The sequence below is a fragment of the Pseudomonas sp. GW823-FHT02C05 genome, from assembly GCF_058797595.1.
In genome coordinates, this window is record NZ_JBXAJU010000008.1 from 1 (window position 1) to 12,380 (window position 12,380).

At 62.9% G+C, this 12,380-nt stretch carries 11 protein-coding genes and 1 tRNA gene; 10 read left to right on the forward strand and 2 right to left on the reverse strand.

What is annotated here, in order from left to right; genetic code table 11:
- Position 1: 1 nt before the first annotated feature.
- From AC1RGE_RS31710 to AC1RGE_RS31735, 6 genes are all read left to right on the forward strand, one after another.
- Positions 2 to 77: transfer RNA gene (locus tag AC1RGE_RS31710), tRNA-Glu, on the forward strand.
- Positions 78 to 259: 182 nt separating this feature from the next.
- The gene (locus tag AC1RGE_RS31715) at positions 260 to 799 is read left to right on the forward strand and encodes a TetR/AcrR family transcriptional regulator (RefSeq protein ID WP_011060368.1); all 540 of its coding nucleotides are present in this window, start codon (positions 260 to 262) and stop codon (positions 797 to 799) included.
- Between the two features lie 26 nt (positions 800 to 825).
- Positions 826 to 1,659, forward strand: coding sequence for an alpha/beta fold hydrolase (locus AC1RGE_RS31720; RefSeq protein WP_011060369.1), 834 nt, complete (start codon positions 826 to 828; stop codon positions 1,657 to 1,659).
- 47 nt (positions 1,660 to 1,706) lie between these two features.
- On the forward strand, positions 1,707 to 2,141 hold the full coding sequence (locus AC1RGE_RS31725; protein ID WP_011060370.1) for an acyl-CoA thioesterase: 435 nt from the start codon (positions 1,707 to 1,709) through the stop codon (positions 2,139 to 2,141).
- Between the two features lie 144 nt (positions 2,142 to 2,285).
- On the forward strand, positions 2,286 to 3,245 hold the full coding sequence (locus AC1RGE_RS31730; protein ID WP_015634892.1) for a tRNA dihydrouridine synthase: 960 nt from the start codon (positions 2,286 to 2,288) through the stop codon (positions 3,243 to 3,245).
- Positions 3,246 to 3,359: 114 nt separating this feature from the next.
- Positions 3,360 to 3,806 (forward strand): Hsp20 family protein, encoded by a 447-nt coding sequence (locus AC1RGE_RS31735; protein ID WP_011060372.1) that lies wholly within the window; start codon positions 3,360 to 3,362, stop codon positions 3,804 to 3,806.
- A 48-nt stretch (positions 3,807 to 3,854) separates the two neighbouring features.
- On the opposite strand, the gene AC1RGE_RS31740 is transcribed toward AC1RGE_RS31735, so the two are convergent.
- Both AC1RGE_RS31740 and AC1RGE_RS31745 read right to left on the reverse strand, forming a co-directional pair.
- Positions 3,855 to 7,133: an EAL domain-containing protein gene (locus tag AC1RGE_RS31740; RefSeq protein WP_072444846.1), complete on the reverse strand. Its 3,279-nt coding sequence runs from the start codon at positions 7,131 to 7,133 to the stop codon at positions 3,855 to 3,857.
- Positions 7,134 to 7,216: 83 nt separating this feature from the next.
- A complete protein-coding gene (locus tag AC1RGE_RS31745) occupies positions 7,217 to 8,107 on the reverse strand; it encodes a LysR family transcriptional regulator (protein WP_011060374.1) in 891 nt (296 codons plus the stop codon).
- Positions 8,108 to 8,260: 153 nt separating this feature from the next.
- Between AC1RGE_RS31745 and leuC the strand changes: the two genes are divergently transcribed.
- From leuC to leuB, 4 genes are all read left to right on the forward strand, one after another.
- A complete protein-coding gene (gene leuC / locus AC1RGE_RS31750) occupies positions 8,261 to 9,679 on the forward strand; it encodes a 3-isopropylmalate dehydratase large subunit (protein ID WP_015634895.1) in 1,419 nt (472 codons plus the stop codon).
- Between the two features lie 10 nt (positions 9,680 to 9,689).
- On the forward strand, positions 9,690 to 10,334 hold the full coding sequence (gene leuD, locus AC1RGE_RS31755) for a 3-isopropylmalate dehydratase small subunit (RefSeq protein WP_015634896.1): 645 nt from the start codon (positions 9,690 to 9,692) through the stop codon (positions 10,332 to 10,334).
- 94 nt (positions 10,335 to 10,428) lie between these two features.
- Complete coding sequence (locus tag AC1RGE_RS31760; RefSeq protein ID WP_015634897.1) at positions 10,429 to 11,193, forward strand: class I SAM-dependent methyltransferase; 765 nt, start codon at positions 10,429 to 10,431, stop codon at positions 11,191 to 11,193.
- 51 nt (positions 11,194 to 11,244) lie between these two features.
- A complete protein-coding gene (gene leuB, locus AC1RGE_RS31765; RefSeq protein ID WP_011060378.1) occupies positions 11,245 to 12,327 on the forward strand; it encodes a 3-isopropylmalate dehydrogenase in 1,083 nt (360 codons plus the stop codon).
- Positions 12,328 to 12,380: the final 53 nt, after the last annotated feature.

Below are 12,380 nucleotides of genomic sequence, written 5' to 3' on the forward strand. Positions count from 1 at the left end.
TGTCCCCTTCGTCTAGTGGCCTAGGACACCGCCCTTTCACGGCGGTAACAGGGGTTCGAGTCCCCTAGGGGACGCCACGTTTACCCGCTCTGCGGGATTTTTAAGGGTCATTCAATCATTGAATGACCCTTTTGTTTTTCTGGCCTTCGGCCAATTTCTTTTTCTTCCTCAGTCTGCGCTTCTGACCGACGGTCACACTGGCGACTTGCGGAAAATTATTATGAGAATAATATTTTTTCCGTAATATTCGGAGGTAACGATGAACGACAAAAAAGCTCAAACCCGCGAACGTATTCTCCAGGCCGCCAGTTCTGCACTGATCCAGCGCGGCCCGGCCGAACCGAGTGTGGGTGAGGTGATGGGGGCTGCCGGCCTGACTGTAGGCGGCTTCTATGCGCACTTTGAGAGCAAGGATGCGCTGATGCTGGAGGCTTTCACTCAGTTGCTTTCCCATCGACGCGGCCTGCTCGATGAAATGGATGCAAGCCTCAGCGGCGAAGAGCGCCGGGCGTTGGCAGCGGCGTTCTATCTGTCGCGCAAACACCGCGACTCCACCGAGCAGGCGTGCCCGATTCCAGCCTCGGTCGGCGAACTGGGGCGCTTGCCCGAGAGCTTTCGCAAGGCCTTGAACGAACACATGGAGCTGATGGTCGCGCAACTGGCTGCCAGCCCCGAAGATACCGACAAGGCCCTGGCCGACATGGCGCTGATGGTTGGCGGCCTGTCCCTGGCGCGGGCCTTGGGGCCCGGCGAGTTGTCCGATCGTTTGCTGCGTGCCGCCAAGTCGGCGGTGCTATGACCTGAAGTGCAACGGCGAGGTAGGTGATGAGCAGATTGAGCTGGATTCGTGGCGTCAATGGCACTCTGGGGTGGGTGGCGCCGCAATGGGCGGCGAATCGGATGCGTCATTTGTTCATGACCCCTCGCGAGCTGCCGCCACGAAAGTGGGAGTTGCCCCTGCTGGCGCGTGCCGAGCGCCTGACCTTGCGTTTCGGGCTTTCAGCCTTGCGTTGGGGCCAGGGGCCGACGGTATTGCTGATGCACGGCTGGGAAGGGCGGCCCACGCAGTTTGCCAGCCTGATCGACGCCCTGGTGGCCGCCGGTTATACCGCCGTGGCGCTGGATGGCCCGGCCCATGGTCGTTCCCCGGGCGATGAGGCAAACGTGGCACTGTTTGCCCGGGCGATGCTGGAGGCAGCAGCCGAATTGCCGCCCCTGCGCGCGGTGATCGGCCACTCCATGGGCGGTGCCAGCGCCATGCTCGCGGTGCAATTGGGCCTGCGCACCGAAACCCTGGTCAGTATTGCCGCGCCGGCACGTATCCTGGCCGTGTTGCGCGGTTTTGCCAGCTACATGCGGTTGCCGCCCAGGGCGCGTTCCGCCTTTATCCGCCAGGTGGAGAAGAAGGTCGGAATGCGCGCCGCCGCCATGGACGTGGCCCAGTATCAGTTGGATATGCCCGGCCTGATCATTCACGCCGAAGATGACCTCTTCGTTCCGGTCAAGGAATCGGAACTGATCCACCAGGCCTGGTTCGACAGCCGTCTCCTGCGCTTGAGTGAAGGTGGCCACCAGCGGATATTGGCCGACTCCCGAGTGGTGGATGCGGTGGTGGCGCTGGTCAGTGGCCGGCATCTGCAAGCGCGCCAATCGGCCTGAGCATCCGTTACACTGCCCCGGTCAAAAAAACTGACCGGGAGTCGGGCATGAGTTGGGATCTGGCAACGCCATTCGTCATCGATCTGCAGGTGGCCGCCGAGGATATCGATGGCCTCGGGCACGCCAACAATGCGGTCTACGTGACCTGGCTGGAGCGTTGCGCCTGGCGGCATTCGCAGCGCCTGGGGCTGGACCTGGCCGAATACCGGCGCCTGGACCGGGCGATGGCCGTGGTGCGGCACGAGATCGATTACCTGGCGGCGGCCTATGAAGGCGATGAGCTGCAACTGGCCACCTGGATCGTCGATTGGGACCAGCGCCTGAAGATGACCCGGCGTTTCCAGCTGATGCGCCCGAGCGACGGTACGACCCTGTTGCGGGCCCAGACCACCTTTGTCTGCATCGAGCTGTCCACCGGCAAGCCCAAGCGCATGCCCGCCGAGTTCCTGGACGGTTACGGCCCGGCCCTGCAGGGCGCCTGACACCTCCCTGTGCCCGTGCAGGCGCCGGCTTGCCAGCGAAGGCTCCTGCAACGGCTGGCTCGCCCCTGTAAAACTCCTGCTGAAGGTCGAAACCCAGTAAACTGGCGGACGTTTTTTTGCCCGTTTTCTTGTCGAGTGTGTTTCATGCAAATTGCCCTGGCGCCCATGGAGGGGTTGGTCGACAACATCCTGCGGGATGTACTGACTCGTGTTGGCGGGATCGACTGGTGTGTCACCGAGTTCATCCGCGTCAATGACCGCCTGTTGACGCCTGCCTACTTCCACAAGCTCGCCCCCGAACTGCTGCACGGTGCACACACCGCGGCCGGCGTGCCGCTGCGAGTGCAGTTGCTGGGTTCGGACCCGGTGTGCCTGGCAGAGAACGCGGCCCTGGCCTGTGAGCTGGGCAGTGAGGTCATCGACCTGAACTTCGGTTGCCCGGCCAAGACCGTCAACAAGTCCCGGGGCGGGGCGGTGCTGCTCAAGGAGCCCGAGCTGCTGAACCAGATCGTCGAGCATGTGCGGCGTGCGGTGCCGGCGCACATTCCGGTCACGGCGAAAATGCGCCTGGGCTTCGACAGCCCGGATGGCTCGTTGGTCTGTGCCACAGCGCTGGCCGAGGGTGGCGCCGAACATATCGTGGTGCACGCGCGGACCAAGGTCGACGGCTACAAGCCGCCGGCCCATTGGGAGTGGATCCCGCGGGTGCAGGAAGTGGTCAAGGTGCCGGTGTTCGCCAACGGGGATATCTGGAGCGTCGAGGACTGGCGCCGTTGCCGGGAAATCAGCGGCGTCGAGGACATCATGCTGGGTCGCGGGCTGGTTTCGCGTCCCGATCTGGCCCGGCAGATCGCCGCAGCCCGGGCCGGTGAAGACGTGGTGGAAATGTCCTGGGCCGACCTGCAGCCGATGCTCCAGGATTTCTGGGCTCAGGTAGTGGTGCAACTGACCCCGCGTTCGGCGCCGGGGCGCCTGAAGCAATGGCTGGCGATGCTGACCCGCAACTACCCGGAAGCGGTCGAACTGTTCACCGCCCTGCGCCGGGAAACCGAGCTGGATCAGGTCGGGCGCCTGTTGGGCATGCCCCGGAGCGAGGCGGCGTAAAAAATTTTTAAGACATGTCTTGAAACGCTGGAGCCCATCCCTATCTCTTGGGTACGCGATGCCGAATTCGGGTCGCGGAGATAACCACTCGCTGAATAATCAGGAGAAACACCCATGAGTACTGCATTTTCCTTGGCTCCACTGTTCCGTTCCTCTGTCGGCTTCGACCGTTTCAATGATCTGTTCGAGTCGGCACTGCGCAACGAACCAGGCAGCAGCTACCCACCCTACAACGTTGAGAAACACGCTGACGATCAATACCGCATTGTCATTGCCGCCGCCGGTTTCCAGGAAGAAGACCTGGAACTGCAAGTGGAAAAAGGCGTGTTGACCGTGAGCGGTGGCAAGCGCGATGCCAATGAAAGCGTCACTTACCTGCACCAGGGCATTGCCCAGCGTGCATTCAAGCTGTCCTTCCGCCTGGCCGACCATATCGAGGTCAAGGCCGCGGCCCTGAGCAACGGTCTGTTGAATATCGACCTGCTGCGGGTTGTGCCGGAAGAGGCCAAAGCCAAGCGCATCCCGATCAACGGTGCGCAGCAGGCGGCTCTGCAACACTAAGACCGCTGCAAAAAAAGGGCGCCCTGGTGGCGCCCTTTTTCGTGCCTGTCATTCCAGCAGCTTCTTGAATTCGCTCAGCGGCAACGGCCTGCTATGGAGGAAACCCTGGTACAGGTGGCACTCCAGGCCCTGGAGGAACTCGAGCTGCTGCGGGGTTTCCACGCCTTCGGCGATGACCTTGAGGTTCAGGCTGCGGGCCATGGCGACAATGGCCCGGATGATTTCCGCATCGTTGGGGTCGTGGGTCGCATCGCGGACGAAGGACTGGTCGATCTTCAAGGTGTCCACCGGCAAGCGCTTGAGGTAGGTCAGGGACGAGTAGCCGGTGCCGAAGTCGTCCATGGCAAAGCTCACTCCGAGTTTCTTCAGCCGGCGCATCTTGTTGATGGTGTCTTCCAGGTTCTGGATCACGATGCCTTCGGTGATCTCCAGCTTCAGCAGGCTCGAGGGCAGTGCGTAGGCGTGCAGGCTGTGTTCGACCCGCTCGACAAAGTCGGTCTGGCGGAACTGCCGCGGGCTGATGTTGACGCACAGGCTGAAGTGCTGGGGATCCACCAGTTTCTGATCGATCAACTGGCTGAAGGCCAGGCAGGCCTCGTCGAGAATCCAGGTGCCCACTTCGAGGATCAGGCCGCTGTCCTCCAGCACCTTGATGAACTCGGTCGGCGACTGTGCGCCCAACTCCGGGTGTTGCCAGCGCACCAAGGCTTCGGCGCCGACGATGCGGTTGTCGCGGGCGTCCACCTGGGGCTGGAAGTGCACGCTGAATTCGCCCCGGGACAGGGCCAGGCGCAGGTCGGTTTCCATGCGCAGGCGTTCGCTGGCGGCTTTTTGCATGGTGTTGTGGAACATCTGGGTGGTGTTGCGCCCTGAATCCTTGGCCCGATAAAGGGCGATGTCGGCGCGCTTGAGCAGGTCGGTGGGGGTCGAGCCGTGGTCGGGAATCAGTGCCACACCGATGCTCGGGGTGACCTGCAGGCGCTGGCCATCGAGGAACATCGGTTCGGACAGCAGTTCGCGTAGGGTGTCGGCCAACTGGCGGACCTGTTCGCTGACTTCGTTGCGCGTGCCCTCAAGGCCGCTCAGCAGGACCACGAACTCATCGCCGCCCAGGCGTGCCACGGTGTCTTCCATGCGCACGCTGGCTTCGAGCCGGGCGGTGATGATTTTCAACACGGTGTCGCCCACCGGGTGGCCCAGGGAGTCGTTGATGTGCTTGAAGTGATCGAGGTCGAGAAACAGTAGGGCACCGCGCAGGTTATGACGCTTGAGCAGGGCAATCTGCTGGCTCAGGCGGTCCATCAGCAGGGCGCGGTTGGGCAGGTTGGTCAGGGGGTCGTGGTAAGCCAGGTGGCGGATCTGTGCCTGGGCGTTCTTCAGCAGGCTGACGTCCCGGGCGGTCATTAGCAGGCAGGGCGTTTCGTTGAGGGTGATGGGTTCCACCGAGACTTCCAGGGTGAGGATTTCCCCGCGCTTGTTGCGCCCGAGCATTTCCAGGTGGTGCACCCGGCCCTTGATCTGGAGCTCCGCCAGCAAGGTGGAGAGTTGCGCTTCTTCGGCCCAGATGCCGATCTGGTACATGGTGCGGCCGATCACCTCGTCGTTGCGGTGGCCGGTCAGGCGGCAGAAACCATCGTTGACTTCCAGGTAGCGGCCTGTGTCGCGCTCGGTGATGCTGATGGCATCAGGGCTGGAGTGAAAGGCCTTGGCGAACTTCTCTTCGCTGGCCTTGAGGGCCGCCTCCGAGCGCTGCTGCTGGGTGATGTCCCGCAGGTTAGTGACGATGCAGGGTTGCTTGTCCACGGTGATCAGGCGGCTGGAAATGATGCAGGTCAGCGGCTGGCCGTTCTTGTGGTGGACCACCACTGCCACATTATTCAGCGCCTGTTCGCGAATCACCTGCTCGATGCGCCGCAGGCGCGGCGCGGCGTCTTCCCAAAGGCCGATCTGTTCGGCGCTGCGGTTTAGTACTTCGTCCAGGGTCCAGCCGAAGGTCTGGGTGAAGCTGGAGTTGATCTCGATGAACTGACCGGTTTCCAGCAAGGTCACGCAGATTGGGTCGGGGCTGACCTGGAACAGGCTGGCGAATTTCTCTTCGGAGGTGATCAGGCGCTGTTCCCGTTCCACCTGCTCGGTGATGTCCAGCAGAGTGCCGGCCATGCGCAGCGGGCTGCCCTGTTCGTCGCGGTAGAGGCGGGCGCGGCTTTCCAGGTAGCGCGAGCTGCCGTCCTCCAGTTGCACCCGGTAGGTCAGTTGATAGTTGCCCGCCGGCCCTTCGCGCAGGCTGCGGTAGGCATCGCGCATGGAGTTGCGCTCTTCGGTGGGTACGCCTTCGAAGAAGGCGTCGAAGGATTCATGGAAAGGGATGGGTTCCAGTCCGTGCAATTGCGCGGCGCGGGCCGAGCCGTAGAGCATGCCGCTGGGAATGTGCCAGTCCCAGGTGCCCAGTTGCGCCGAATCCAGGGCCAGGTCCAGGCGTTCCTGGCTGTCCTTGAGCGCCTGTTCGGATCGTTTGCGCTCGCTGGTGTCGAGAAAAGTGCTGAGCAGGTAGGCCTTGCCCTCCAGTTCAACCTTCTGGGCACTGAGGATGCCGTCATGGATCTGCCCGTTGCTGGCGCGAAATTGCACTTCGAGGCTGGCGGCCTGGCCCTTCTTCTGGACCGCCTTGATCAGTTGGGCGCGCTGTTCGGGGTTGACCCACAGGCCGATCTCCAGGGTGGTACGGCCGATCACGTGCTCGGCGGGCCAGCCGAACTGGCTTTCGAAGTACTGGTTGGCCTCGCTGATCAGGCCATCTTCCAGGCGGGTCAGCAGCACGGTGTTGGGGCACAGGTGAAACAGCGTGGCAAAGCGCTTTTCCGAACTGCTGAGGGCTTCTTCGCGTTGGCGCTGGTGGGTGATCTCGCGGATCACCCCGATCATTCGCGGCTTGCCGTGCTTGTCCGGTAATACGCTGCCGTTGATCTCCAGCCAGTGCAGGCTGCCGTCGGGCCAGCGGATGCGGTGGTGCATGGCGTGTTCCAGCGGCGCGCCGGCCAGCACTGAATGAAAGGCGCGAATCGTCCTGGCCCGGTCCTCGATGGGCAGCAGGTCGAGGTATTCGAGGTTTTCCGGCAAGGGCTGGCGCGGGTCGAAGCCGAACAGCGCCTGGGTGCCCCGGGACCAGCTGATCTGCCCGCTTTCAATATCCCAATACCAGGCCCCCAGGCGCGCACCATTGAGGGCGGCGAGCAACTGCGGTGCGCTTTCCCAGCTTTGCTCCGACTCCCGGGGGTCGACAGCATGGATACGCGGCAAGGGCGGAATACGGTCAGCGGGTTTGGGCATGGAGGTCAGGCCTTGAGCTGAGTCATTCGTCGGGTGCGGGATACTCATGGCGCTGCAGCGTGGCACGGGCGATACCCGGAGTGTTATGCCGGGTTCCCTGGCCAATCGACTTGTGCATCCAGTAAGGCCATGAAAGCCCGCGCAGCGTTCGAAAGTGTCCGTTCGGTATGCAGGATATAGCCTAGCTGGCGGTGCAGCTGTATGCCCGGTAAAGGAATGCGCGCCACCTGGTCGTCGAGCATGGTACGTGGCAGCACGCTCCAGGCCAGGCCGATGGACACCATCATCTTTATAGTTTCCAGATAGTTAGTACTCATGGCGATGTTCGGCGTCAGTCCCTGGGCTTCAAACAGGCGTTGGACAATATGGTGGGTAAAGGTATTGCCGCCGGGGAAAACCGCGGGATGCAGGGCAATATCCGCCAGGCTCACCTGGCCGCTGCTGACCAGCGGGTGTTCCGGCGCGGCGACGAAGTCCAGCGGGTCGTCCCAGACCGCAGTGGCCTTGACCAGGGAGTGGGGCTCGGGGGCCAGGGTGATCACTGCCAGTTCGGCGCGGCCATGGAGGATTTCCTCGTAGGCCACTTCGGAGTCGAGGAACTGGATGTCCAGGGCCACTTGCGGGTAGCGCCGGGTGAAGGCCCGCAGCAATGGCGGCAGGCGGTGCAGGCCAATGTGATGGCTGGTGGCCAGGGTCAGTCGGCCACTGACTTCGCCGGTGAGGTTGGTCAGGGCGCGGCGGGTGTCATCCAGCACATTGATGATCTGGTAGGCCCGGGGCAGCAGGGCACGCCCGGCCTCGGTCAGGCCGATCTCCCGCCCCAGGCGGTCGAACAGCCGCACGTTGAGTTGCTGCTCCAGGCCGGCGATGCGTTTGCTGATGGCTGGCTGGGTCAGGTGCAGGCGTTCGCCGGCGCCGGAAAAGCTGCCGGTCTCGGCGATGGCTATAAAGGCGTTGAGGTTGGCCAGGTCCATAGTTGCATTCCAGTTGGTTATCCAAAGCATGAAAAATATGAATTTGAGTTATTTAATCTAACGCCATAGGATCGGCCTCACAAGCCAAAGGGTTATTGATCGGCGCACGATCGGAGCCCGGGGCATAGAAACAAGCTGATGAGGAATGGTCCGATGGCCGGCAAGACGCTCTACGACAAGCTCTGGGATTCGCATTTGGTCAAGCAGCGCGACGATGGTTCGGCGCTGATCTATATCGATCGTCACATCATCCACGAAGTGACCTCGCCGCAAGCCTTCGAAGGCCTGCGTCTGGCCGGGCGCAAGCCATGGCGCATCGATGCCAACATCGCCACCCCGGACCACAACGTACCGACCACGCCGGAGCGCAAGGGCGGGATCGAAGCGATCGCCGACCAGGTTTCCCGCCTCCAGGTGCAGACCCTCGACGACAACTGCGATGAATACGGCATTGTCGAATTCAAGATGAACGACGTGCGCCAGGGCATCGTCCACGTGATCGGCCCGGAGCAGGGCGCCACCTTGCCGGGCATGACCGTGGTCTGTGGTGACTCCCACACCTCGACCCACGGTGCTTTCGGCGCCCTGGCCCATGGCATCGGCACCTCCGAGGTGGAGCACGTCCTTGCCACCCAGTGCCTGGTGGCCAAGAAAATGAAGAACATGCTGGTGCGCGTGGAAGGCACCTTGCCTTTCGGCGTGACCGCCAAGGACATCGTCCTGGCCGTGATCGGCAAGATCGGCACCGCCGGCGGTAACGGCCATGCCATCGAGTTCGCCGGTAGCGCGATTCGCGAGCTGTCCGTCGAAGGCCGCATGACCATCTGCAACATGTCCATCGAAGCCGGTGCCCGTGTCGGCCTGGTGGCGGCGGACGAAAAGACCGTGGCATACGTCAAGGGACGTCCGTTCGCCCCCAAGGGCGCCGAATGGGACTTGGCCGTCGAGGCCTGGAAGGACCTGGTGTCCGATGCCGACGCCAAGTTCGATACCGTGGTCGAGCTCGATGCCGCACAGATCAAGCCGCAAGTCAGTTGGGGCACTTCGCCGGAAATGGTTTTGGCCGTGGATCAGAACGTGCCGGACCCGGCCAAGGAAATGGATCTGGTCAAGCGCGATTCCATCGTCCGCGCCTTGAAGTACATGGGCTTGAGCGCCAACCAGGCGATCACCGACATTCAGTTGGACCGCGTCTTCATCGGCTCCTGCACCAACTCGCGGATCGAAGACTTGCGCGCCGCCGCGGTCATCGCCAAGGGCCGCAAAGTGGCTTCCACCATCAAGCAGGCGATCGTGGTGCCGGGCTCGGGCCTGGTCAAGGCGCAGGCCGAATCGGAAGGCCTGGACAAGATCTTCCTCGAAGCCGGTTTCGAATGGCGTGAGCCGGGCTGCTCGATGTGCCTGGCGATGAACCCGGACCGCCTGGAGTCCGGCGAGCATTGCGCCTCGACCTCGAACCGCAACTTCGAAGGGCGCCAGGGTGCCGGTGGGCGTACCCACCTGGTCAGCCCGGCCATGGCCGCCGCCGCCGCTGTCAGCGGTCGTTTCGTCGACGTCCGTGAATTGATCTAAGGAGCGCAGCATGAAAGCTTTCACTCAGCACAATGGTTTGGTCGCGCCTCTGGATCGTGCCAACGTCGACACCGACCAGATCATTCCCAAGCAGTTTCTCAAGTCGATCAAGCGCACTGGCTTTGGCCCCAACCTGTTCGACGAATGGCGCTACCTGGACGTGGGCCAGCCCTACCAGGACAACTCCAAGCGCCCGTTGAACAAGGATTTCGTGCTCAACGCCGAGCGTTACCAGGGTGCCAGCGTGTTGCTGGCCCGGGAGAACTTCGGTTGCGGCTCCAGCCGCGAGCACGCGCCGTGGGCCCTGGAAGAGTACGGTTTTCGCAGCATCATCGCGCCCAGCTACGCCGACATCTTCTTCAACAACAGCTTCAAGAACGGCTTGTTGCCGATCATCCTGAGCGACGCTGAAATCGACGAGCTGTTCCAGCAGGTCGAGGCTACTCCGGGCTACCAGTTGCGCATCGACCTCCAAGCGCAGACCGTGACCCGCCCCGACGGCAAGGTGCTGAAGTTCGAGATCGATGCCTTCCGCAAGCATTGCCTGCTCAACGGTCTGGACGACATCGGCCTGACCCTGCAGGACGGCGACGCCATCGCCGCCTTCGAGGCCAAGCATCGCGCCAGCCAGCCCTGGCTGTTCCGCGACGCCTGATTGCCTGATCGACGGCAAGCCGACCCCTACGGATGGCGTTGTAGGAGCTGGCTTGCCAGCGAACGCCGTTTCCCTTGCCCAAAAGGATCGCCCCATGACCAGCAACGCCCACAGCCAGGTAGTACAGAAGCAATTTGGCGAGCAGGCTTCGGCCTACCTGAGCAGCACCGTGCACGCTCAGGGTGCCGAATTCGCCTTGCTGCAGGCCGAGGTGGCAGGCAAGGGCACAGCCCGGCTCCTGGACCTGGGCTGCGGTGCCGGCCACGTCAGCTTTCATGTCGCGCCGCAGGTCAGGGAAGTGGTGGCCTACGACCTCTCCCAGCAGATGCTGGATGTGGTGGCAGGGGCGGCGCAGGAGCGCGGGCTGGGTAACATCCGCACCGTACTGGGCGCCGCCGAGCGCCTGCCGTTCGCCGATGGCGAGTTCGACTTCGTCTTCAGCCGTTACTCGGCCCACCATTGGAGCGACCTGGGCCTGGCCCTGCGGGAAGTGCGCCGGGTCCTGAAGCCGGGCGGCGTGGCGGCGTTCATCGATGTCTTGTCGCCGGGCAGTCCGCTGCTGGACACTTACCTGCAAAGCGTCGAAGTGCTGCGCGATACCAGCCATGTGCGCGATTATTCGGCGGGTGAATGGCTGCGCCAGGTCAGCGAGGCCGGCCTGCACACCCGCAGTACCAGCCGCCAGCGCCTGCGCCTGGAGTACAGCTCCTGGGTCGAGCGCATGCGCACTCCCGAGCCGTTGCGGGTGGCGATCCGCCAGTTGCAGCAGGCAATGGGTAACGAAGTGCGTGAATATTTTGAGATTGCGGCCGACGGTTCGTTCAGTACAGATGTACTGGTGCTGTGGGCCGAGCGATAGACTTTTTCCGGGCACGCCTGCGGGCGTGCCGACAGAGCAAACGAGGAACGCATGAGCAAGCAGATTCTGATTCTCCCCGGTGACGGTATTGGCCCGGAAATCATGGCCGAGGCGGTCAAGGTCCTGGAATTGGCCAACGACAAGTACAGCCTGGGCTTCGAGCTGAGCCACGACGTGATCGGCGGTGCGGCCATCGACAAGCACGGTGTGCCCCTGGCCGATGAGACCCTGGATCGTGCCCGGGCCGCCGATGCGGTGCTGCTGGGCGCCGTGGGCGGCCCGAAGTGGGACAAGATCGAGCGTGACATCCGCCCTGAGCGCGGCCTGCTGAAGATTCGTGCGCAACTGGGCCTGTTCGGCAACCTGCGCCCGGCGATCCTCTACCCGCAATTGGCCGATGCTTCGAGCCTGAAACCGGAAATCGTCTCCGGCCTGGACATCCTCATCGTTCGGGAGCTGACCGGTGGCATCTACTTCGGCGCGCCACGGGGCACCCGCGAACTGGAAAACGGCGAACGCCAGTCCTACGACACCCTGCCGTACAGCGAGAGTGAAATCCGCCGTATTGCCCGGGTCGGCTTCGACATGGCCCGCGTGCGCGGCAAGAAGCTGTGCTCGGTGGACAAGGCCAACGTCCTGGCGTCCAGCCAACTGTGGCGTGAAGTGGTCGAGCAAGTGGCCAAGGACTACCCGGATGTCGAGTTGAGCCACATGTACGTGGACAACGCCGCCATGCAACTGGTGCGTGCGCCGAAGCAGTTCGATGTGATCGTCACCGACAACATGTTCGGCGATATTCTTTCCGACGAAGCCTCGATGCTCACCGGTTCCATCGGCATGCTGCCGTCGGCGTCCCTGGACGCCAACAACAAGGGCATGTACGAGCCATGCCACGGTTCGGCGCCGGACATCGCCGGGCAGGGCATTGCCAACCCGCTGGCGACCATCCTCTCGGTGTCGATGATGTTGCGCTACAGCTTTAACCTGACCGAGGCCGCGGACGCCATCGAGCAGGCCGTGAGCCGGGTCCTGGACCAGGGTTTGCGCACCGGCGACATCTGGTCGGCCGGTTGCACCAAAGTCGGTACGCAGGAAATGGGCGATGCAGTAGTCGCCGCGCTGCGGAATCTGTAATCTTTCGGGCCCACTGCACAGACAGTGGCCCACTTTTGTATAGGTGTAGTTGC